The following is a 22,116-nucleotide window of genomic DNA, read 5'->3' as shown; positions in this document are numbered from 1 at the left end:
AAAAAATGTCTCTTATGCGTATATTAGAAATCATTCAGGCAAGTTCTTTAGTTTTAGCAATTGTTATTTTATTGTCTGAACACTATCATTTTTTTGATGTTTTTACTCCGGAACTCAAATCTTTATTATCAGTTATTGTTGCTTTTTTTTTAATTATTCACTCTTTAATTTTATTGTTTTCAGCGTTTAAAGAACAAGTTAAGGTTAGAATTTTAATCGAGGCAATAGTTGTGGTTGCTTGTGCTGCATTGTTGTTATCACCGGCATTTAATGATTTATTTGTTATTGATTTTTTGAATTTTTTTATTTTGGTTGATAAAGAAGTAGTGAGTCATTTAGCGGTGGGGTTACTTCCAATTATTGTTGTATCTATTGTTGATATTTTTAGAGAAGGTGGCGAATAATTGCGTTTTTTGTAATGATTAATAAGATCAAATTAATTTTAATTCAATTTAAATCGAAGTATTGCAGCAACACCGCTTATCCCGTCAAGTTTTTGTCCGCCTGAATTTTCAGAATCAATAATTACAATGTCGGCTTTTTGTTTGTCTGCTTCTTTCATTATTCTATTTAATTCATCAAATGTTTCTTGTTCTCTTAGTTTTTGTATGAGTCCGTCAGTTACAATTAGTTTACTTACGGCACCCATATTGGTTGCGTTTTTAACTTCAAACATACCGTATGCGATTTTTCCTTCTTTTGAAATTTCAGATAATATTTTATCAACTAATTGTACTTCTTGAGCAATTCGATCTTGTTTTAGTACTGTTTGTGTTTCAGGTCGTTTTAATACTTCATTTATTGCTTTTTCATCAACACTGCTGCAAGTGGCCATTACAAGTTTTTTCTTAAATTCGGGGTCTTTTACATTTTTTAAAAATTCATCTTTCCAAAATGCAGGGGAGCCAACAATTATTTTTTCAACGTTATATCTAGTTGCATATTCTTTTAGGACAGTTATAATTTCTGAATAGAAATTTGTTACAATTTGTTTAGCTTCATCTTTTTTAGCAACATTTCCTTTTAATTTAGTTAAAAGTTCATATCCTTGTCGATTTAATAGTCCAACATATGCGTCTTCACGATCAAATACGCAAACTAAAATTTTTGATTTTGCTTTTTCACTTGCTTCTTTTAGTTTTTTTGTTTGATATGAAAGCCAAGTTTCTTTTACAATTTTTATCTGTGTTCCAGGTTCAATTGAGAATGTATGGTAACTTCCTTTGGCGACATCTTCTGGTCCTTCAGTTATTTTTCCACTAATTCGTAAACTTGAGGAATATTTATGAAATTCAATTTTTTCAACACTTAATTTTAAGTAAACCCATTTTCGTACTATTTTTTGGGACCGATCAGTAGCTTCACCAATTTTTATTTTTCTTTCAGTTTTACCTTCAACAATGTCGCAATTATCAACAATACTACTCAGATACCATAAATCATCAGCAGTTTCTATTTCGACTTTTGCTTCATTTTTCTTAAAACTAATTATTTTCATACATAAAAAAGAAAAACATTTATATATAAAATTATTCATTAATCCAAAGTATTATATTATTTAAAATATTATTTATCTTTAAATTATCATTTAAATAATTCAAATTGTTTAATGTTTTTCAAAATAGAGGTTAAAAATGCAGTTATTTAAAAATAAAAGAGCTGAAGATGGTACAAAGGCAGCAACATTAGTTGCATTAATTGCTTTATTAATTATTTTCTACTTATTGTTTATTCCTCCTCAAGTGAGGCAGAATATTTTAGAAGGTGATTATTCAGAAGATTCGAAAGATTCTGGCGATGATGATAAAAATACTACTTTACTTCTTGAGACTCCAGGCACATTAACTACTATTTCAACTAAAGATATTGAACATAGCATTGCGCCAGTAAACATTTTTGCATCAGAAAATTCTAAAGTTATTGATACTCAAAATAGTCTGTCTGTGAAAAAGAGCTGGTTTTCAGATAAAACAGGAGAGTTTTCATTTGTAGTTCAAGATTTGTCTCAAACTGAGAACTTACTTTTAACATTTGTTTCTAAACTAAGTAGAGGAAATCTTCAAATTTTATTGAATGGCGAAGAAATTTTCAATCAAGCAATAACTAAAGAAAATCCTGATCCTATTAAGTTATCTTCAAAATATTTGGCACAAGGTGCTAATAGTTTAGAATTTATTACAGAAGATGTCGGACTTGCTTTTTGGAGAGTGAACAAACACAATCTTGAAAACTTACAAATTACAGGTGATATTACTGATATTAGTCAACAATTGAGTCGTAATATTTTTATTGCAAGTGCAACTGAGAAAAATAATCTTAAGCGAGGAAAGTTAGTTTTTACGCCGGAATGTTCAATTGGTTCGGTTGGAGCTCTTCAAGCTTTGATTAATAATCACATAGTTTATGATGCAGTTCCTGACTGTGGTTTTGCAATTACTGTTGAATTTTCTCCAGATATTCTTCGTAATGGGGAGAACCAAATCGTGTTTAAAACAATTAAAGGTAATTACTTGATTGATTTAATCAAAATTAAGAGTGAATTAAAAGAAATTATTCAGCCAGTTTATTTCTTTGATTTAGATGAGGATGAGTTTTCTGATGTACAAGATGAATCTGATGAAATTTATTTAGAAATCACTTTTATAGATTCGCAAGAGTATCACATTGGCAAGGCAAATATTAATGGCATTGAAACAAATATTCATCAAAAAGAAAGAGTTTATAGTAAAAAAATTAATGATTATTTGGTGAAAGGCAATAATGCAATTAAGATAACTCCTGAAGACATTCTTCAGATTGTTAAGTTAGAAGTGGTAAGAAAAGATTAAATCTTAATAAAATATTTTTTTATATTTTAAAAATATCAATTAAATGTTTATTTATATCAATTAAAATATTTACTTAAATATTTATTAAATTAATTTAATATTTATCGATAATCAAATATTTATTAAAAAGAGGTGTGGTATCATTTCTCCTCCTAATCCGGGTAGTAATGCTTTAAATAAGTTAAATAGTCGGCTTGCCCCTAGTGCTAATTCTGTTAAACCGCAAGGTTCTACGCCAAATCCCTCTGTGCAAAATCAATCGCAAGTACCAAATACTGCAATGCAAAATCAACCACAAACCTCAAGTCCTGATATGGGGCGATTAGGTCAAATGGAACAATATCAATTAGCAAATCAACTTTCTTCGGCAAGTTCTCAAATTACCTCTCTTGCATCGCAACTTGATGCGAAAAATTCAGAGATTAATGAAAAAGATATTTCGTTTGGAAAAAAAATTACTGCATACATAGTCGCATTTATTGTAGATGTAGTGTGGGGAATTTTTATTGATCAGATAGTGTCAGTAAGTACTGGATTAATGTCTGAGATTATAGAACTTGTTTTTGATTGCTTACTTCAATTTATGCTATTTCCATCTATATTGGGTAAGGGCAGATATCAAAAAATGAATTTTGGATTGTTAGAATTAGTTCCGTTTTTAGATATTATTCCCTGGTATACATTAAATGTTTATCTGTCTATCAAAGCTAGTAAAAATAATTTAAAGCATTTATATCAAGAAAGAGATGCAATTAAATCTCAAATAGATTCACAAAAAAAATTAGTTTCTCAAATGAAATCTCAAAGTGCAAGTTTATCTTCAAGTACGAGTTCAAGTCCTTCTTCAGGAGGTTTATCTGGTGCACGAGTTAAACAATCATCAAGCGGATTTGCAAATATTGCATCTGGTGGTTCTAGGTCAGGAGGTAACGGGGGTGCAGTTATCATAGTTATAGTGGTTATTCTTTTCATTGTGGCAATTGGTTCGTTTGGTGTTACAGTGATTGGTCCTCGTGTTGCATATGCTATGTCTCAAACAACTGTTGATGCTCAAACAGACGAGGCATCAGAGTCAGTTTCTTACGGTGCTAAAAGCGCAGTAGCAGAACTCATTGGTGAATTTCAAAAGAGTTGGAAAAAGAATTTGCAAAAAGCAAGTGGTGAACGTATTGAAGGGAATCAAGATACTCAAGTTAAAGAATTTGTGGGTGTTGAATGGTTAAATCCTTGGACTCCCAATACTAAAACATATAATCTTCCACAACCAGGAGATATGGGTTCAAAAGAACCTTTAGAAATAAGCGCTAGATTGCATGGATTTGGTTATAGTAATAATATTCAAACAGTTGTAGGTTGTAATTCTATTAGAAGATCTAAACATAAAGTTACTGCCTCAACTGCGTATGATTCACTTATTGGTTCAACAAAAGAAGTTGTTGATCTGTCAGAGTTACCATCTGAATTAAGTTTTGATCAAGAAATAACTTGTTATCCTGACGATATTGTTTGTCCTGAGAAATATTTTGTTTTTTTAACTGCAGTGTCATCTGGGTTTACAACAAAAGCTGAATTAAAAAATGCATTTATTGATAAATCCTATTTAGAAGAAAAATTAAAAGCATATTCTCAACAAAATGGAGTTAGTTTAGATGGTGAAAGCGCAGTAGTTTCTGCAATTAGATCTCTTTATCCTGAACTATCAGATTTCACAGGCGTATCAATGTCTGATAAAGGTTTAATTAAATTAGTTTTGCAAACTCAAAAAATGCCATTAATTGGATTAGATTTAGAAGATAGTGGTAAGACTATTAAATTGTCAATTAATGTAGAAAATATGGGGGAAGGTGCAATTGAACATATTTCTTCAGTCAGATTAGTTTTGCCAGATGGGTTTAAGAAAGCAGATTCTGGAACTACTGAGGGAAAAGCAATTAATTTTTGTAAAGGTTGGTCACAACTTGTTGAGGATGAGCGTACAGTTTTAACTTTAGATAATGTTGGTAATATGAAATTTTTCGAATTACAAAAAGGGTTACAAAAAAAGTTACCTTCATGTCATTTGGCATTAACTGCGCCTGATAAAATATTAATAAATCCGACAGAAGCCAATCCAACTACTATTATTGGTGAAATAGAATATGAGTATGCAGTTCAAAATAAGTTGGAACTCGATGTTAAGTCTGCAGGAAAAGAATTTACTAAAACAAGTTATGGTTGTGGAAAGTCAAAAGCAAGTGATTCTAAAACATCAACTACTAAAAACATAAGTAATAACACAACAACTTAAATTTCAATAATGAAAATTTTTAATTAATAATATTTAATAATAAAAAAATAAAAATTAAAAAAGATCAAACCAAAAAGAGAATATAAAAAAATGATTAAAACTCAATCAACCGTCCTAAATAAAATTTATGTAACCAAGTTATTTATTTTAATTGCAATTATTTTTTTACTTATAGCACTAACTGGTTGTGGTTCTGCAGTTAGTATGAAAGGTAGTTTATTTGGTACGGGAAAAACTGCTGATAATGTTAAAATTCAAGATTATAGAAAAGGAACTGAAGGTATTAAATTGGAGTTTGTCGAATCAATGCCTCCTGAGAAAGTTCTTGTGGGAGATATGTTTAATTTTGGTATTCGTTTAGAAAATAAGGGTGCATATGATGTAGATCTTGCAGAGGGCAGTCTTTTTTTAAATTTCGATTCAACAATGTTTTTAATTGAAGAAGATACTAGAACTCAAGAATTTGAACTTTTGGGTCGTTCTGCATTTGTAAGTGATGGTGAGTTTACTGAAATTTATTATCCTGCCCTGTCTCGTTGTTTTCAGCAATTAAAAGGCAATCAAAAAAAGAATTTTTCACAAACTGTGGTGGCAATAGCATGTTATGCTTATGAAACTCATGCAAGTGCAGATATTTGTTTTGATCCAAATAGCAATAAACAGTCAGCAAAAAATGAAGAAAAAGTTTGTACTCAATCAGCAGTTTCTTTGTCAGGTGGTCAAGGCGCACCAATTGCAGTTACACAAATTAGTCCCGAAATAGTTCCGTATGGGAATAAAATTAGGGCACAAATTGATATTGACTTATCTATTGCAAATTCTCAAGGTGAAGTTTATTTGAATGAATTTATTGCTGAATGCGATGATCCTAAGATTCAAAATAAGATTTTTGTTGAGGCAGAAATTAGTGGTCAAAACATGCATTGTAAAAGTTTAGTGAATACTTTTAATGAAAAACCTGGAACTGCAGTTTTTAGATCGGGCAAATCCAAAATTAGGTGTTATACTGAATTAAATAAAGAAGATGGCGCATTTATTACTCCTGTGACTGTTACTGCGAAATATAATTATAAAGATAAGGTTCATCATAAATTAATGATTGCACCTCCAATTGGTGGAGTTAGTGATGCAGTTTGTACTGGATTAGAATCTGAGTTTAAAGCATCGCTGTCTTCCCTAGAATAATGATTGTTATATATTATAAAATTAAATTATTCATTTACTATTAAAATAATTATATTTTACCGAAAAATATATAAAACAAAATAACTGTTTTTGTTTTAAAAGAGGATATAAAATGAAATTAACTAAGCGAATGTTTTTAATTATTTCAATTCTAGTCACATCTTTCTTATTAGTTGGTTGTGGGGGATTAAACAAAGGTAATCCTGATAATCCTGAACAATCCCCAGTTTATTCGCATACTGGGACTGAAGGAATTGTAATGGAATTTTCAGCAGATACGCCTCCTCAAGAAATTTATTCTACAACTCCTCTAATTTTTATGGTAACAATTAAAAATCGTGGAACTTATGATGTTCCAAGTGCATCATTTTACTTAACTGGATATGATCCTAGACTAATTAACTTACAACCATTTCGTGAAGTTTCTTATTTAGAGGGAAAGTCTCAATATAATTCTGAAGGAGGAATGGAAATTCTTGAGTGGGAATCATCAGACATTCATCTTCAAGAAGGAACTCCTGTTTATCGTCCTAAATTTTTATTAACTGCATGTTATCCCTATGAAACTGTTGCAAGTCCTATTGTGTGTGTTGATCCAAATCCTACTGATCAATTAAGTGATAAAGCATGTACAGTTCAAAATGTTGCAGCAGGTAGTCAAGGAGCACCGTTGGCAGTAACGTCAATTGAACAAGATTCAACGCCTAAAGGAACTTTTTTTAGAATTCATATTTCTAATTCTGGAAACGGTGTTGTTTATTCTCCAACTGCACTTGCAGCATGTCCTAATAATTTAGATTTTAAAGATCTTAACAAAGTTTATTATGAAAATCCTGTTTTAGGTACTAATTGGGAAGGAGATTGTAAACCTTCAAATGATAAACTTAGATTAGTTAATGGTAAAGCAACAATTTATTGTAAATTTCCTCAAACTGCTCAAGCAGGTAGTGCATTTCAAACTACATTATCTGTGAGATTAAAATATGGTTATAAAAATAGCATAAGTCGAGATGTTGCAATTAAAAATATTGAATAATAAAAAATAACATATATGATGCATTTTAAATAATATTTATATAGAAAAACGGTTTTTATGTTTGTATTAGCTATTAATATTAGTTAAAAATAATAAAAAATTGATGATATGTGTGTTATCAACTCTTTGGTTGGTAATATTTAATATAATAACTCAAATTTCATTTTTTTCAAAAAGGAGGCGTAAAAATGAGGAGATTAGCGATTATTTTGGTCATTTTAATGATGATTTTCTTAGTTGGTTGTGGGGAGAATCAAGATTCTGCAGCTCAACCTACTGGTATTAAAACTGGAAGTATGTTTATTCAAGGTACTGATGGTTTATCAATTGAATTTGTATCCGGTGCTCCACCTACATCCGTTGTTGATAAAGAGCAACCTTTCGGAATTAGTGTTCGTATTGAAAACTTAGGAGGTCATGATATAGATCTTGGTTCTGATGCAACTGTTACTGTTACTGGATTTGATCCTGCTGACTTTGGTGTTGGCGCATCTGATCTTAAAAAAGATAGTCCTGATCCGCTTAGAGGAGTTAAAATTGATACTGAAGGTGGAAAGATACCTGGCGGTATGGCATCTATTGATTTTCCAACATCAGGTTCTGCTTTTGTAAACCAAAAAGAAGTTGCAGGTCAAGTAACTTATAATATTAAAGCAGATGTTTGTTATAATTATGGTACTGTTGTTAATTCTGAACTTTGCATTTTAGAAGATATGCTGGGTATGACTGGTCAAGAATCTAGTTTTTGTAAAGTAACAGAAGAAAAATCAGTTGATAATTCTGGTGCTCCAGTTCAAGTAACTAGTTTTAGAGAATCAGTTGGTAGTGCAACAAAAACCAATTTTATTTTTAAAGTTGAACATAAAGGAAGTGGTAAACTTTACGCATCAAGTTCTGAGTGTGTTGAAGAGTTTCCTAAGCGTAACAAAGTTCACGTTGAAATTGATACTGGAATTAGTGGCGGTTTAACTTGTAGTGGTCTACAAGATCCATCATCTAGTGGTTCTGTTTATTCTGGTGATGTTGTTCTTTTAAACGGCATGAGAGAAATTAGTTGTAGTCAAGAAATTAGTTCACCTAGTGACTTCAAAAAAGTTGTTAGAATCGATCTCGGATATGATTACAAACAAAGTGCAGAAACATCTTTAACAGTTCAACACATTGGAGGATAAATAATTAAACATTTATCAATTAATTTTTTATTTCTTTTTTTCTTATATTTTTTTTAATCATATCTTCTATTTTCTTATGATAAGTGAACAGTCTTTGTTTCTAGATAATTATTTAAACTATTTCATTACTTATTCTGTGTATGGAATGGTTCTTTTTTTCAATTTTTGCAACGTGCATGTTTGGTATTCAAAGTTTTTTATACAAGCGAGCATTAACTAACTCTGCTGATAAGTTTTGGGTAACTTTATTTTTCATGCTCACTGTAGAAGTTTTCGCAATTGTTTATTTTTCAATTAAGGGTTTTGAATTTTTATTTATATCCCTTACTCTCTTGTTAGGTTTTCTTTTTGCATTATGTTTTTTTCTTAAAACAATTTTTCAATTTAAGGCATTAGAATTTCTTCCAACTAATATCGTTTTTCCAATTTCTGCAGCAAGCATTATTTTAACTGTTTTTTATGCAATTATTTTTTTCAAAGAAAAACTCTCAATATTTTCTATTGTGGGAATTATATTGATTATCTTGGCAATCACTCTCATTCACTATTTTGCTAAATCTAAATCTGATTATAAAATAACAAGATCTGGTTTTTTATTTGCCATAATTACAATTCCATTTGGTGCTGGGATGATGATAACTAACAAGTATGCTGCAACCTCAACTAATCTTGGATTTTTTATTATGATCACTTATTTGTTTTCTATTATGATTTCTTTTGGTTCTGCAAAAACATCAAAATTCAATCAAAGAAATAAATTGCCTAAAATGATTCAAAAAACCAATTGGTCTGCATCAATTAAATATGGTATTATTATTGGAATCATAAATTTTATGGGTTATATTTCTTTACTGACTGCGCTTAAATCAGGTCCGTTAGTATTAGTTTCAGCAATTCATCCTAACTTCATAATTATTACTGCAATTCTTGCTAAGTTGTTTAATGGTGAAGAACTATCTCTTAAGCAGTTTGGACTAGTTTGTATTGCAGTACTTGGAATTATTCTTTTGAGAATTTAATGGAACGTACAGTTGCTATTAACACAACATAAATTGCTAACAATTATTTTTATTCACTTTCATTTACTCTTGTGAATGCTAGTTGTATTGCTTGTTTATCTATTCCTGAATTGAGTAAAGAATTAAATATGCTTTCCACATTATCTCCATGATCAAGTGCTACTTTAATCATTGGTATTAGATCATCAATATTTGGCATTGGTGATGCTGAGTATGGATCGTTAATTTCTTGATATGGATTAATAATCATTTCTTCTTCTTCTGCGGTTGCGCCATCAACTTCTTCATTTATTAAATCCGAACTATTAATTTGACCTATGTTATTGTTTGGTGAATCATATGGGTGTTCATTTAGTTCTTCGGTAAACTTTTCTTCTTTTTCTTCAAGTTCTTCTTTGTATGATTCAAGTTGAAGTGCATCTTCATCACTTACGAGGTCTTTGAATTTTTTATTAAATTCATTTATGACTTGTGATGCTTGTTTTTGTCTTTCTGAGATTGATTCTTGTTTGTGTTGTAATAGTTTGTGTAGTTTGTCTATTTTCGATTTGAACGTAACAATTTTTAGTGTGTTTTGTTGTACGAGCCTGTTAAGGCGGCTTTCATAATTTTTTTTGAGTGTTTCAGTTTCTTCGTCAAACAGTTTTTGTTTTTCTGTTAGTTCTATTTTTTTATTTTCAAATTCTGCTTTGATATCTTCATTTTTCTTTTTTTCTAAGTCAAGTGCACTTTGTAGTTCGTGTGTTGTATTTTCTTTTAGTTGATTTTTTGAGGTTAATAATTCAACTTGATTTTGTAGTCGTGCAATTTCATTTTTTTGTTTTTTAATCTCAACAGTTAGTTCTGAAACGTGTAAATTCATGTCAGTTACTTGTTTAGTTTTTTCATCCATTAAATTAATTGAATCTTGACTTTTCTTTTTGAGTTCACTTAAATCCGTAATTAGTCTGGTATTTTCAGTTTCAAGTCTTCGTTGTTCAAAAAATGCAGCTTCAGTTTTTGTTTTTAATTCAGTAATTATTTTTTCTTTTTTTTCTAAGTTTTGTTTAACAAAAGAAAGCCTGGACATGTTATCATGAAGATAATTTATCGTATCGTCATTTTCTTTTAATTTTTGTGCTAGAAATAGATTTGATTCAGCAAGTCTTTTGGTTCTAGTTTCTATCTCTTCGATAAGATTAGAATCAAGTTGCACCTCATTTTCTTCAGTCATGTTTTATTAAGAGGATGATTTACTATTTTAATCTTACTATAATTGTATTAGTTCTTTAATTGTTTTTTTTAGAAATGTTTATATATTTCTGATATGTCAAAAATGGTTATGGAATGGTTTATGAGTTTTTGGGATCGTAATAAAACCCCTGAAGAAAAATTAGTTAATAAGTCAAAGCGTTTAGCTAAACGGTTAAAGAGTCTTGAGGATGAATTAGAATCTTGTGAAAAAAGAAAGTCTGAACTGCTGGCTAAGCGTGTAAAAGGAAAAGTTCCTGAGTATTGGGCTAGAAAGTTAAGACCTTATGTTGAGAGAATAAAATCCATTTTAGACGAAAAAATAATAATAGAATCTGAAATGGGAAGTATTGATAAACAATTAAAAGATCTCCAAAAAATTAAATAATTTTTAACTAATTCTTTTGTTTTATGAATTTCATAATTTAACAATTATATGTCAGAAGCAGGTTTATAATTATTCAGAACCTATTAAAACAAATTTCGCAATTAATGCTTCTAATTGAACAAATTCATCTGATCCTTCAGTCATTCTAAATTCGAACTCTCCGCACATCTCAGTCATTTGCATTTTTTTGCGACCATCAACATCCATGCTTATTACTTCTTTTTGTATTTGTTTGATCATGTCAAGTCCGGATAATCCATAATTGAGCATTATATCTAGTAATTTTTTTCGAGCATCTAAGAAATTGTTATCAAGTGTTAATTGAATCATTTCTTTGATTTCTTTTGGTTTTGCAACTGAGGATAATGAATATATTAGTTCTTCAGTTATGTTTTTGGATATTACGGCACTTGCTTGTAAAATATTTTCAACACGTCTACAGTCTCCATTAGAGATTTGGTATAATGCATCTTTTGCTAAATCATCCATTGTTAAATTTTCTTTTTGTACTATGTCTTCTATTAATAATTTTATATCTTTTTGAGCAAGTAGTTTGAATCTAAATATTGCGCACCTACTTTGTATTGGGTCAATAATTTTTGATGAGTAATTACAACTTAAAATAAACCGACAAGTTTGAGTGTAGTTTTCCATAGTTCTTCTAAGCGCTTGTTGTGCTTCTTTTGTAAGTGCGTCACATTCGTCTAAATAAATTATTTTGAACGGTACATCTCCAATTGCTTTTGTTCTTGCAAAGTCTTTTACTTTATTTCGTACTACATCAATTCCTCGCTCATCGCTCGCATTTAATTCAAGAAAGTTTGATCTCCAAGAGTCGCCAAATAATTCATGTACTGTAACTAGTGAAAGTGATGTTTTTCCAACTCCTGCAGGGCCAGAGAATAAAAGATGAGGCATGCTTTTTTGTTCTACAAATGCTTTTACTCTTTTTACTATCTCGTCTTGTCCTAAAACATCTGAGAATTTTTTCGGTCTATATTTTTCAGTCCATATGTCGCTTACCATGAGTTATAAAGAAAACGGGTTACTATAAAAATATTGTTATTTTAACTAAATCGCAAGATATAATTTAATTGTCGTATAGGTGTTAGAATGATCATAAAAATAAATAAAATATTTTAAAAAATTTAGTTTAAATTTATTATTATATTGGGCTAGTTTATATGATATCTTCTTCGGCTATTACTAAGAAGTCTCCCATTGCAATAACTGCACTAAATGGAATTAAGATGTTTCCTTTTCTATCTTTTTCTAATTCAAGTTTATCAATGTATTGTGTTGGGTTTGCAAGAATTAGGTGGATTAGTTCTCCGCTACGTGTTTCGAATACTATATCTCCAACTTGGCCAAATTTTTTCCCAGTTTTAGAAACAACTGTTTTTCCTATAAGTTCTTTTGAAAATTTTTTTTCGTCTTCAGCCATGGTAAGTCCCCCTCTGGTAGTATTATATTACTTTAATTTTTTTTGAATTTATATTAAATTTATAACTTAATAATTGGTTTGCTTTAAAGAGATTATTTAAATCTGTTTCAAAACTATTGAGTAAAAATAAAAGCGAGATTATATTTAAATGTTTTTATTGTTTAAAATTAAGGTTTCACAATTAGGTTTGATGAACGTGTTTTGAGGTAATTATTGGTGTTGGTGAAAATCAATTAGTAGCTTAGTAATATTTGAGGTATTTTTTTATTTGTGCGAAATATGGTTTATAACAAATCACTGCACAACTTCTAAACCTTCAAACTCTTCTAACCCTTCAACCTCTTCAAAATCTTCTAAATATTTAAAAACTCTTAATTTAATTTTAATAAACATATTTGATTTTAAGGGATTTAGGGTGCGTGGCACGATAAGGTCATAAATTCAGGGTTTAACCCCTCCCAAACATTTATAAATCCCCTTTGATTTTTTGATTTTATTGCCTAGATAAGAACATGGCAGGACTTTTTAAAAAGATTCTGGGTTCTTTTCAAGCTACAAAGGCGATAATACTGTAGCTAAGAACGTTTTATGTTTTCTAGGTGGTTATTTAAAGCTTTAATTTAAATTTAGCTGATTTATATCATATTTAATTAAAAATTAAAGTTATTTGGATTATTATTTGGAGGAGTTAAAATGGCTGAACAAAAACAATTATTAGTTCCAATCGATCAATATCTTAAAGCAGGTATTCATATTGGTACAAAATTTAAAACTAAATATATGGAGAATTTCATTTACAAAGTAAGACCTGATGGATTATTTGTTCTTAATCTTCAAAAAATTGATGAACGTATAGCACTCGCGGCGAAATTTCTCGCAAATTACGCTCCTGAAGATATTGTTGTAGTTAGTAGGCGTGAAAATGGGTGGAGACCGATTAGAATGTTTGCAAAACTTACTGGATCAAGAGCTTTTCCTGGACGTTATCCTCCTGGAGTTTTAACAAATCCTAGTTTGAATGAGTTTATTGAAGCAAAAGTTTTACTTGCAGTAGATGCATGGCCTGATCGTAATCCAATTAAGGATGCGCTAAAGGTAGGTATTCCTGTTGTTGCTTTATGTGATACAAACAACCAAACTAATAATCTTGATTTTGTTATGCCTTGTAATAATAAGGGTAAGAAAAGTTTAGGTTTGTTATTTCATATTTTAACTAGAGAATATATGAGACATAGAGGTTTACTAGAACAAGGTAAAGAATTAGATGTGCCTTTTGATGACTTTTGTGAAACATAAATTTTAATATTTTTTTTATCTTTTTTTCTTTAATTTTATTGGTTATTTTTTCGTTAATATGAGTTAGTATTTGCTGAATTTTATTTTAAATTATTTCTATGAGTCCGCTATCTTCAATTTTAAATAATGCTTCGCGTCCTTCTTTTATGCTTCGGTGTTTTCTAAGAATTGCCATTCGTCCGTGTTTTAATACTTTTAATTCTACTAAGCATTTGCTTGCATATTTTAGTATGTCTCCGCCGACGATTTTTACTTGGTTTTGTTCTTCGAAATTTGCATATACTTGTGTTGTTACTAAAATAGGTATTTTTTTCTTTCTACATATTTCAGTTATGAGCGCAATTTGTATTCCGAGTTCGCGATTTATGCTGTATGTTTCTTCGGTTTTGCCAAGTTCAAGTCGGTATAACATAGAAATTGTGTCAACAATTATGAGTCCGACATCTTCATTGGTTAATAATTTATTTAATTTAAGAAATGCTTTTTTTTGTTCTTCAAAATTTGTTGGTTTTAAAATAACTATTTTTTCCAAAATTTCGTCATATCGGGGGGTGATTTGTTTTAGTCTTTCTAAACTAAATCCTCCTTCTGTATCAACATAAATTACTTTTTTATTTTCATTTAGTATGGTATTAACTGCACTTACATGGCACAAGTTACTTTTTCCACTGCCTGATGGACCATAAACGGTTGTGAGTGTTTCTAGTTCATAGCCTCCATTAAGTAATTTATCAAATACATTGCTCCCTGTGGGTGTTTTTTCCATATTTATTTTGTTTTTTTTGCTGTTTAAATAGTTTTACATTCTCAGTTAGTCTTTTGCCAAAGTTTTTTAAACCCCTTTGATTTTTATCTTTTTAAAGCAGTGAAATGATATTAATATTTATTATTTTAAAGTGTTTTAGCGTCAATAACTTATGTGTGTAAAATGTGTGTAAACCATGAAATTTAATCTTTCAAAAGCACAAAAAAAGTATTTATATTTGTTAATTGGATTATTTGTAATTTCATTATCTATTCGTCTTTATTTTGCATTTCAATCACCTCATTTTACTGGTGAGTCTGCATATTTTAATTTAAGGCAAATTGAGCACATAAGAGAAACAGGAATTCCGCTATTTGAAGATTCACTTTCTTACTCTGGTCGTTTTTTTATGTTTGCGCCGTTGTTTCATTATATTTTATCATTTTTTTCATTATTTTTTGGTACTTTTTTAACTGCCAAAATTTTACCAAATATTTTTGCAGCAACATTTGTATTCATCGCATATTTAATCGCGTATGAGATTATGGGTAATCGAAGAGATTCACTTATAACTGCATTTATTTGTTCATTTATTCCGATTTATATTGCAGAGACTGTTAATTCGGTTTCTGTGTATTCATTATCTGTTCCGCTATTCTTTTTACTGATCTATTTTTTCTTAAAAGTTTCACAATCAAAAAAATATATTTATTATTTTGTTTTACTTTGTTTTATTGTGCCTTTAGTTTCGCCTATAATTTTCTTTTTAATTATTGGTTTATTGTTGTACTTAGTTTTCATGAGACTAGAGTATAAAAACACTAATTGGTTGGAGCTAGAATTAATTTTGTTTGCAACTTTTTTTGTTATTTGGTTTGAATTTATTTTCTTTAAAAATGCATTTTTATTTCATGGTTATGCAGTTATTTGGCAGAATTTTCCACATCAAATTTTATTTTCATATTTTAAAGATACATCAATTCTAGAAGCATTCACAACAGTGGGTATTTTACCCTTCGTTCTCGGAGTTTTTTCGATGTATAAGTGTATGTTAAAAGATAAAGATAAGAAAGTTTATCTTTTAAGATCGTTTGTTTTTGCAATTACTATTTTACTCTGGCTAAAACTTGTTAGATTAGAACTTGGTTTAATTTTATTGAGTTTATTTTTATCTATTTTAGCAGGTCCTGCATATCGTTTTTTGATTTCTTATTTTGAACAAACAAAATTTGCGTTTTTCAAAAAAGTTTTCATAGCAACATTATTGATTATTTTCATTCTCACATCTGTTTTAGCATGTTTTGCGTTTTCGAGTAAAAAAATGGATAATGCATTATCCGAAGAAGAGTTTGAGGCATTTGAATGGATCAAACAAAATACTCCAAAAGATTCAGTTATTTTATCTACATTAGGTGAGGGACAGTTTATTGCGAGCATTTCTAACAGAAAAAATGTTGGTGATATGAACTTTTTATTAATTAAAGATTCTTCAGTTTATTTTGATGATATTAAAGGGATGTATTCGTTTTTGTTTAAATCCGAAGCATTAGAGTTATTACAGAAATATTCTGTTGATTATATTTATTTTTCAGATCATACTAAATTTGATTATGATATTAAAAAAATAAAATATGTGGATAAAGAATGTTTTCCTTTAGTTTATGAGTCAGAGTCAATTCCTGCTGAAGTTGAGTTAGCGACCACTAATAATTCAATAATTGATATTAAAATATATGAGGTTAAATGTAAGTTTGGTTAATTTTTATGTTAACTATTTATGCTATGTTTGATAATTATGTTACATATTTGTGTTTAATACTTATGTTTGATGCGTATGTTTAATAAAAAAGTTTCACAGTTCAATATGACAAATATATTTAATTTAATTGTTTAAGGTGGTTTATTTATGGATTGGTTTAAAATCGATTTGAAAAAACAGAATTTATTGATTTTTTTAGTTGCAGCTTTTATCATATTTTTATTGTTGCCTTACGCAGGACGTTTTGCTAATAACGAACCATTAATGATTGGGTCAGAACCTTATTATCATGCGCGTTTAGCACAGTCTTTAATTGATTATGATAGGGTGTCTCCAGATAAATTAGATATCATTCAGTCTTTACCTTCAATTCAAGATTCAGCATTCCATTCAAGAAACATGTATTTTTCTTTTTATCATGTTTTTTTAGCATTGTTTGGTTTTATTTTTTCACTTAAGTATATTTCAATACTTTTACCTTTAATATTTGGGATTCTTTCCTTATTTATTTTTAATAAAATTCTTATTAGTTTTGAATTTCCAAAATTTACTCGGCAAATAATTCTTATTTTTTTAGTTATATCTCCTGCATTTGTTTATTTATTTTCATTTTCAAATCCCCATTCAATTATTATTTTTCTGACGTTGTTAGGCTTTTATTTATTTATTCAAGAAGGAAAGATGTTTCTTATACTTTCAACAATAATATTTGGTTTTGTTGCAGCATTCACTCTTTTTAATTCTGCAGTTGTGGTATTACTTTTACTTGCATATGTATTTTATACTGGTAAAAAATTAGATTGGTTTTTGATTAGTTCATTTGTAGTGGGATTAATTTCTTTTTCGGTTCAACCACCTTATTTCCTTAATTATTTGTTTAATCATTCCTCTGATTTTTTCATTGGATTAAATTCTGATTTAGGGGGAGTTGCAGGTTTTGGTAGTTTTACAATTTTACTTGCGTGCATGGGTGTTTTGTTATATTGGAAACACAAAAATCAATTTTTAATATTTTTTATAGCGGCTTTATTATTGTTGTTTGCAAATTTTATAGTGGGCGTTTCTGCTAATTTTTATATCTCATTTTTTGTTGCAGTTTCAGCAGGAATGGCATTTGTTATGTTATATGAGCGAGAATGGAAAGTTGATTTTGTTAAGCAATTATCTATTTTTTTAATTATTTTAGGGTTATTATTTTCTTCAGTTTCTTTTATGAATCGAGTTACTAATTTTGAACCATCAAGTGAAACTATTGACGCATTAACATTTTTAGAAAATGCTTCTGATGCGCATTCAGTAGTTCTTAGTCATTACGATAATGGTTATTGGATTGAGTCGATTTCAAAAAGAGTTGCATTCGCAGATTCATTTTCGGGATCTAATTATGATCAAAGTTTTTTACTAAAAGTGTCAGAAACGATTTTTGAAAATAGAGATTTAGAAACTGCAAAAACTCTGTTAACTCAATATGGTATTAATTATATTTATATTGATGAAACAATGACTGATGGTAAAGTTTGGATCAAACCGGATGAAGGGTTGTTATTTTTATTAAGAAATAAAGAAACATTTGAAAATATTTATTCTAAACAAGGTATTAAGATTTGGAAAGTATTAATTACTACAGAAAATTAATTTAAATAAATAATTTTAGTTTTTGGTGTGTGTTAGTAAAACTTCAAATTTATTTTTTTCTAACTTTAATAAAATCTGCAATGGTAAGCCCTTTTCCGCTTGCTTTTTGTTGTAACATTTCGGCTTTTGTTTCTTCTTGAACTTCTATTAGTTTAATTTTTAGTATTGTTTCAAGTTTCTTTGCAAGGATTATGCTAGGTTCGAACTGATTATTTTCGATTTTACTAATTAGGCTTTCTTTTTCATTAAGTTTGCGTGCGAATTCTTCTTGGGTCAAACCCATTTTTGATCTTACTTTACTTACTTTGTCGCCGTATCCTTTGATTATTACTTCTACAACTTCAGGTCGTATTGTTCTTCTTTGTTTAAATCTGCCTTGAGTTTTATTAAATTTATTTGGCGCTCTACTAAATTTAGCTGCAGGTTTAACTTGTTGTTTTCCAAACTTTAAACAATTTTTACATACTTCTAGGTTTGTTCCTTCAACATCTACTTCTGTTAAGTCTCCTTCGCGTCCGCACATTTCACAACTTGCCATTTTTTCACCTTGAATTTTTTTTAATTCGTTTTGTGTAGAACTTGGTTTTTTTTTGTTAATTACCTCAAATTTGGTTTAAATTTATGTGATAATCAAAACATATTTTTAATAAAAATAAAAAAGGTGGAGGAGGGATTTGAACCCTCGAATGATCGGGATCTGCTAGATCATTACAACCATGATTTTTGGTTGCTCATCATCCCAATTATTGCAGCCGAACGCCTTACCGGGCTTGGCGACTCCACCAAATTGAACGTATTTTATTCCAATTGGGGCAAGTGTTTATTTATATAGTTTTCGTGAAGTATATTTTTGTTTTTTTAAAGTATTTTTTTTTATTTTATCAAACGTACTTTGGTTAAATAGAATTATTTTCAAAAGTGAATATGAACGAGCCCGGAGGGACTTTCGAGGTTTAAGCATTTCGGTCGGTTTTACCTAGCGCTTAAAACATTTCGAACCCTCGACCCACAGCTCTCTTCTCAAACTTTAGTTTGTTTGGTTAGAAGGCTGTTGCCCTATTTACCTAAAAATCAGTAAACTCTTCAAATATTATTCTCAGAGTGAGTGATGATTTTTACCAGGCTAGGCTACGGGCCCGTATTGAGTTATTCTTCAAGAAACAGCAGTTCATTTATAAATATTATTATCTTATTTAACTTAATTTAAAAAGAAATTAAGTATTAGATCTTTCCCTCAGTTTATTACCTCTCTTAGCAACCAAAAGTTACTAGTCTTTTTTATGCTATTTTTAGGGTAGCCAGGTTGTATGATCTTTGAGTTTTTTTGGAAGATAATCAGTTATGACAAAGTTTAGTCCATGTTTTGCAAGTGCCTGCTGCTCCGCTCTTTTACCCATCATTGCTAATTGTTTGAGTGCTTTTTGCCATTCTTTGTGTGCTTTACAAAATGGGTCATTTTTGATTACATCTTTGATTTTTTTCTTATCTACATCTTTTAATGGATGTGTTGGTAATTTGTAATCGATAATGTCTTGAGGGGTTATTCCAATAAATTGTGCATTAGGTACGCAAAAGTATTGGTTTATGTGAGCTGCATTTCCAGATCCTACTTTCAAAGTTCTATAAATATTGAAAAACCCGTAGGGGTCGCCATCTGTAAAAACGTATACTGGTAATTTTTTATCATCTGATAATCGCCTGATAAATCTTCGACAAGCTCTAGTTGGTACTCCTCCCATGGAAACTAGTATGCAATTGGCTTTTTTTGCATAGCCGTGTTTTACTAGTCTTTGAAACATACCCGCAGTTTCGATGGCTAATATAAATTTAGCTTTGGTTTCAAATTTTAAATGTTCGACAATACTTGGTACTGAGTATGCTCCACTTCCAAATTTGGTACAATCAATTTTTAGTTCATCCCCAGTTTCTGAATCTTTGTCAATGACTACAAGGGATCCTGCAACATCGCCGCCTTTTTCTTCAGGTATGAATCCTAGTTGTTCGCGATTAACAAGCATCATGCTTTCTATGTCGTCCATTACTGAGTCTGATTCGGGTTGTTCTTTAAATCGAGCGTCTCCCCAGTTTTTTGAAATATAATACATCTCTCTTTTTGTGGCAATATCATCAGACTTTACTATGTTTTTACTCTCATCCATCATGAGGAGAGTTTGAGCAAATGTTTTTACTGTTGTTGCAGTAAGTGTTCTTTCTTTTTCTTTTCCGATTAATTTAAAGTATCCTTCTTTTGGATCATAACTTACATTTTGTAGTGATCTTACTGGCATGAATAATGAAGGTGATTTTACTTTTTTGATTTCTTGGTGTACTTGTGTTGCTATTTTTTTAATTTTATCAATTACTTCACTCATCGTTTTCACCTCCGTTATTTTCGTCATCAGACTCTAATTCATCTTCTACTGTTGCAGATCCAATTTTTGCAAATTCTTCATCATACTCTAAATTTTCTGCTTCTATTTTTTTGAGTTTTCCTCTTTTTTGTTCGAGGATTTTTTTTAGTATTTCTTCAATTTCTGCTTCGTCTTCTTTTGTTAGATCTAGCAATTTTTTTAAAGCGGTTCCAACGTGAGGGATGTATTTTTCAATGTAACTTCTTTTTTGCATTTCTTTTTGCAGTCTATTTTTTTTGTTAACATAACTTGCAAGAAGTCTTCCACATTCTTGTATTGCAAGTTTTACTTCTTTGATGATTTCTGGATAGTGCGCAATTGCTTCTTTACTTTCTGATGTGAATGGAACCCATACTGATGCCATGTGAATGACTAGAGTCATAGGCCCTACTGGAATTGAATTTCTTGATTGGTGAAGTCCATAATTTTTAAAATTAGTATGCATTATTGCGTGAGTTGATGCACAAGCACTTTGTTGGTATTGTATTGGTACTCGATTCGCATATCTTAATATTCTGATGGATTTGTCTTTTGGCATTTCTCCACCATATGCTAGTGCTGCTTCAATTACGAATGGATTTCCCCTGTATACTGAAGGAGGCCGGGTAGTTGCACAATAAAATTCTGCTTTTATTTCTTTTTTGAGTCCCTTTTCGAGTGCATCTGATCCTATTGGTGATATGCAGTCTGTTGGAGGATTCATAATTTTTGTTTGTTTGATTGCGTTTAGTATTTTTTCGGCATGTTCTCGTTTGAGTTGTTTTGGTTTTGTGTTGGGTAAGAGTTTTGCATGTTCGCAAATTTCTTTTGCAACAGAAGAACTTACTCTACTAAATTCATTCATGAGAAAATGTTGTAATGTTTTGCTAGCAGTCCAGCTTATCATTTTTATGAGAAGTCCAAGTTCAATTCCATAAGGGTGTGGTTTGATTTCTTTTGCTTCTAAGGGCATTTTATCAACTGCTCTTGGAAAAATTATTTGTTCGGCTTTTGGATTGGTATAAATTATGGTGACATGTGGATTTGCAATTGCGGTTTGCTTAAGATATGCATCAATTGATTGTGCTCCTTTTGAATAGCTTGCTTCAAGGTCAAGTTCTATTCTTGTCCCTCTTTCTTTGTGCCATTCTATTATGTCATCTTTTTGGATGAGTGGTTTGTTTGTTTGAGTGTCAATTTTTAATTCGAAATAATGCGCTTCGTAGTTTGCGCCGATTCGAGAGGTTATTCTTGCAGCTTTTCCTGTGGTCATTTGCCCATACATAACTGATGCGCTGATTCCAATTCCTTGTTGTCCTCTTTGTTGTTTTAGTGAATGAAATTTGCTTCCATAAAGAAGTTTTGCGAATATGTTGGGTATTTGTTTTTTTACAATTCCAGGTCCATTATCTTCAATTACGACCTTAAATCTACTATCTCCCATTTGTATTACTTCGACTGCAATTTCTGGAAGTAGTCCTGCTTCTTCACATGCGTCAAGAGAATTATCTACTGCTTCTTTAATTGTTGTTAGAAGTGATTTTTTTGGATTGTCAAATCCGAGTAAGTGTCGATTTTTTGCAAAGAATTCGGCAACAGAGATTTCTCTTTGTTTTTTTGCCATCTCGTGTGCTTTTGTTTGTCCTTCTCCTGTTGGATCTGTTTCTGTTAGTTTAGTTTGAGACATCGATATTCACCTTTT

19 protein-coding genes and 2 tRNA genes are annotated in these 22,116 nt (G+C 30.1%); 11 read left to right on the top strand and 10 right to left on the bottom strand.

Translation table 11 applies throughout. From position 1 onward, the window contains the following. Positions 1-5 precede the first annotated feature (5 nt). On the top strand, positions 6-404 hold the full coding sequence (locus HN587_06145; GenBank protein ID MBT7903415.1) for a hypothetical protein: 399 nt from the start codon (positions 6-8) through the stop codon (positions 402-404). A 38-nt stretch (positions 405-442) separates the two neighbouring features. Here HN587_06145 and HN587_06140 read toward each other — a convergent pair whose 3' ends face one another. Next, complete coding sequence (locus HN587_06140) at positions 443-1,498, bottom strand: mRNA surveillance protein pelota (protein MBT7903414.1); 1,056 nt, start codon at positions 1,496-1,498, stop codon at positions 443-445. Between the two features lie 136 nt (positions 1,499-1,634). Between HN587_06140 and HN587_06135 the strand changes: the two genes are divergently transcribed. From HN587_06135 to HN587_06110, 6 genes are all read left to right on the top strand, one after another. Next, a complete protein-coding gene (locus tag HN587_06135) occupies positions 1,635-2,828 on the top strand; it encodes a hypothetical protein (GenBank protein MBT7903413.1) in 1,194 nt (397 codons plus the stop codon). Positions 2,829-3,075: 247 nt separating this feature from the next. Beyond that, the gene (locus tag HN587_06130) at positions 3,076-5,115 is read left to right on the top strand and encodes a hypothetical protein (protein ID MBT7903412.1); all 2,040 of its coding nucleotides are present in this window, start codon (positions 3,076-3,078) and stop codon (positions 5,113-5,115) included. A 90-nt stretch (positions 5,116-5,205) separates the two neighbouring features. Next, a complete protein-coding gene (locus HN587_06125; protein ID MBT7903411.1) occupies positions 5,206-6,300 on the top strand; it encodes a hypothetical protein in 1,095 nt (364 codons plus the stop codon). Positions 6,301-6,412: 112 nt separating this feature from the next. Continuing rightward, positions 6,413-7,336, top strand: coding sequence for a hypothetical protein (locus tag HN587_06120; protein ID MBT7903410.1), 924 nt, complete (start codon positions 6,413-6,415; stop codon positions 7,334-7,336). A 188-nt stretch (positions 7,337-7,524) separates the two neighbouring features. Continuing rightward, positions 7,525-8,508: a hypothetical protein gene (locus HN587_06115; protein ID MBT7903409.1), complete on the top strand. Its 984-nt coding sequence runs from the start codon at positions 7,525-7,527 to the stop codon at positions 8,506-8,508. A gap of 140 nt (positions 8,509-8,648) precedes the next feature. Further along, entirely contained in the window at positions 8,649-9,527 is an 879-nt protein-coding gene (locus HN587_06110; protein MBT7903408.1) for an EamA family transporter, read from the top strand. 49 nt (positions 9,528-9,576) lie between these two features. Here the strand turns inward: HN587_06110 and HN587_06105 are convergent, their stop codons facing one another. Next, positions 9,577-10,740: a hypothetical protein gene (locus HN587_06105; protein ID MBT7903407.1), complete on the bottom strand. Its 1,164-nt coding sequence runs from the start codon at positions 10,738-10,740 to the stop codon at positions 9,577-9,579. 108 nt (positions 10,741-10,848) lie between these two features. Between HN587_06105 and HN587_06100 the strand changes: the two genes are divergently transcribed. After that, the gene (locus HN587_06100) at positions 10,849-11,145 is read left to right on the top strand and encodes a hypothetical protein (protein ID MBT7903406.1); all 297 of its coding nucleotides are present in this window, start codon (positions 10,849-10,851) and stop codon (positions 11,143-11,145) included. 69 nt (positions 11,146-11,214) lie between these two features. On the opposite strand, the gene HN587_06095 is transcribed toward HN587_06100, so the two are convergent. Further along, the gene (locus tag HN587_06095) at positions 11,215-12,171 is read right to left on the bottom strand and encodes a replication factor C small subunit (protein MBT7903405.1); all 957 of its coding nucleotides are present in this window, start codon (positions 12,169-12,171) and stop codon (positions 11,215-11,217) included. 154 nt (positions 12,172-12,325) lie between these two features. Beyond that, the gene (locus HN587_06090; GenBank protein ID MBT7903404.1) at positions 12,326-12,589 is read right to left on the bottom strand and encodes a hypothetical protein; all 264 of its coding nucleotides are present in this window, start codon (positions 12,587-12,589) and stop codon (positions 12,326-12,328) included. A 693-nt stretch (positions 12,590-13,282) separates the two neighbouring features. On the opposite strand from HN587_06090, the gene HN587_06085 reads away from it, so the two are divergent. After that, positions 13,283-13,885 carry a 30S ribosomal protein S2 gene (locus HN587_06085; GenBank protein MBT7903403.1) on the top strand — a complete coding sequence of 201 codons (603 nt, stop codon included), beginning with the start codon at positions 13,283-13,285 and terminating at the stop codon, positions 13,883-13,885. A gap of 85 nt (positions 13,886-13,970) precedes the next feature. Here HN587_06085 and radB read toward each other — a convergent pair whose 3' ends face one another. Beyond that, the gene (gene radB / locus HN587_06080) at positions 13,971-14,651 is read right to left on the bottom strand and encodes a DNA repair and recombination protein RadB (GenBank protein MBT7903402.1); all 681 of its coding nucleotides are present in this window, start codon (positions 14,649-14,651) and stop codon (positions 13,971-13,973) included. A 175-nt stretch (positions 14,652-14,826) separates the two neighbouring features. Here radB and HN587_06075 point away from each other — a divergent pair, with 175 nt between their 5' ends. Beyond that, positions 14,827-16,389 carry a hypothetical protein gene (locus HN587_06075; GenBank protein ID MBT7903401.1) on the top strand — a complete coding sequence of 521 codons (1,563 nt, stop codon included), beginning with the start codon at positions 14,827-14,829 and terminating at the stop codon, positions 16,387-16,389. A 147-nt stretch (positions 16,390-16,536) separates the two neighbouring features. Next, the gene (locus tag HN587_06070; protein MBT7903400.1) at positions 16,537-18,024 is read left to right on the top strand and encodes a hypothetical protein; all 1,488 of its coding nucleotides are present in this window, start codon (positions 16,537-16,539) and stop codon (positions 18,022-18,024) included. Between the two features lie 49 nt (positions 18,025-18,073). Here HN587_06070 and HN587_06065 read toward each other — a convergent pair whose 3' ends face one another. The 5 genes from HN587_06065 to HN587_06045 form a co-directional block, all read right to left on the bottom strand. Continuing rightward, positions 18,074-18,562 (bottom strand): TIGR00270 family protein, encoded by a 489-nt coding sequence (locus HN587_06065; protein ID MBT7903399.1) that lies wholly within the window; start codon positions 18,560-18,562, stop codon positions 18,074-18,076. Between the two features lie 121 nt (positions 18,563-18,683). Continuing rightward, positions 18,684-18,808, bottom strand: a tRNA-Cys gene (locus HN587_06060). 145 nt (positions 18,809-18,953) lie between these two features. Beyond that, positions 18,954-19,162 (bottom strand) — tRNA-Arg (locus tag HN587_06055). A gap of 151 nt (positions 19,163-19,313) precedes the next feature. After that, the gene (locus HN587_06050) at positions 19,314-20,423 is read right to left on the bottom strand and encodes a DNA topoisomerase IV subunit A (GenBank protein MBT7903398.1); all 1,110 of its coding nucleotides are present in this window, start codon (positions 20,421-20,423) and stop codon (positions 19,314-19,316) included. Next, positions 20,389-22,101 carry a DNA topoisomerase VI subunit B gene (locus HN587_06045; protein ID MBT7903397.1) on the bottom strand — a complete coding sequence of 571 codons (1,713 nt, stop codon included), beginning with the start codon at positions 22,099-22,101 and terminating at the stop codon, positions 20,389-20,391. Before HN587_06045 ends, HN587_06050 begins: the two co-directional genes overlap by 35 nt. Positions 22,102-22,116 lie beyond the last annotated feature (15 nt).

This window comes from Candidatus Woesearchaeota archaeon (genome assembly GCA_018675335.1).
Taxonomy (GTDB): Archaea; Nanobdellota; Nanobdellia; order Woesearchaeales; family UBA11576; genus JABJCP01.
The sequence above is the reverse complement of the archived record's forward strand: the minus strand, read 5'-3'. Positions and strand labels throughout refer to the sequence as shown.

What these genes read in the sequence shown, in the direction of transcription:
- HN587_06145 (MBT7903415.1), top strand. Translation starts at nt 6, where the DNA reads ATGTCTCTTATGCGTATATTAGAAATCATTCAGGCAAGTTCTTTAGTT.
- HN587_06140 (MBT7903414.1), bottom strand. Translation starts at nt 1,498, where the DNA reads ATGAAAATAATTAGTTTTAAGAAAAATGAAGCAAAAGTCGAAATAGAA.
- HN587_06135 (MBT7903413.1), top strand. Translation starts at nt 1,635, where the DNA reads ATGCAGTTATTTAAAAATAAAAGAGCTGAAGATGGTACAAAGGCAGCA.
- HN587_06125 (MBT7903411.1), top strand. Translation starts at nt 5,206, where the DNA reads ATGATTAAAACTCAATCAACCGTCCTAAATAAAATTTATGTAACCAAG.
- HN587_06120 (MBT7903410.1), top strand. Translation starts at nt 6,413, where the DNA reads ATGAAATTAACTAAGCGAATGTTTTTAATTATTTCAATTCTAGTCACA.
- HN587_06115 (MBT7903409.1), top strand. Translation starts at nt 7,525, where the DNA reads ATGAGGAGATTAGCGATTATTTTGGTCATTTTAATGATGATTTTCTTA.
- HN587_06110 (MBT7903408.1), top strand. Translation starts at nt 8,649, where the DNA reads ATGGAATGGTTCTTTTTTTCAATTTTTGCAACGTGCATGTTTGGTATT.
- HN587_06105 (MBT7903407.1), bottom strand. Translation starts at nt 10,740, where the DNA reads ATGACTGAAGAAAATGAGGTGCAACTTGATTCTAATCTTATCGAAGAG.
- HN587_06100 (MBT7903406.1), top strand. Translation starts at nt 10,849, where the DNA reads ATGGAATGGTTTATGAGTTTTTGGGATCGTAATAAAACCCCTGAAGAA.
- HN587_06095 (MBT7903405.1), bottom strand. Translation starts at nt 12,171, where the DNA reads ATGGTAAGCGACATATGGACTGAAAAATATAGACCGAAAAAATTCTCA.
- HN587_06090 (MBT7903404.1), bottom strand. Translation starts at nt 12,589, where the DNA reads ATGGCTGAAGACGAAAAAAAATTTTCAAAAGAACTTATAGGAAAAACA.
- HN587_06085 (MBT7903403.1), top strand. Translation starts at nt 13,283, where the DNA reads ATGGCTGAACAAAAACAATTATTAGTTCCAATCGATCAATATCTTAAA.
- radB (MBT7903402.1), bottom strand. Translation starts at nt 14,651, where the DNA reads ATGGAAAAAACACCCACAGGGAGCAATGTATTTGATAAATTACTTAAT.
- HN587_06075 (MBT7903401.1), top strand. Translation starts at nt 14,827, where the DNA reads ATGAAATTTAATCTTTCAAAAGCACAAAAAAAGTATTTATATTTGTTA.
- HN587_06070 (MBT7903400.1), top strand. Translation starts at nt 16,537, where the DNA reads ATGGATTGGTTTAAAATCGATTTGAAAAAACAGAATTTATTGATTTTT.
- HN587_06065 (MBT7903399.1), bottom strand. Translation starts at nt 18,562, where the DNA reads ATGGCAAGTTGTGAAATGTGCGGACGCGAAGGAGACTTAACAGAAGTA.
- HN587_06050 (MBT7903398.1), bottom strand. Translation starts at nt 20,423, where the DNA reads ATGACGAAAATAACGGAGGTGAAAACGATGAGTGAAGTAATTGATAAA.
- HN587_06045 (MBT7903397.1), bottom strand. Translation starts at nt 22,101, where the DNA reads ATGTCTCAAACTAAACTAACAGAAACAGATCCAACAGGAGAAGGACAA.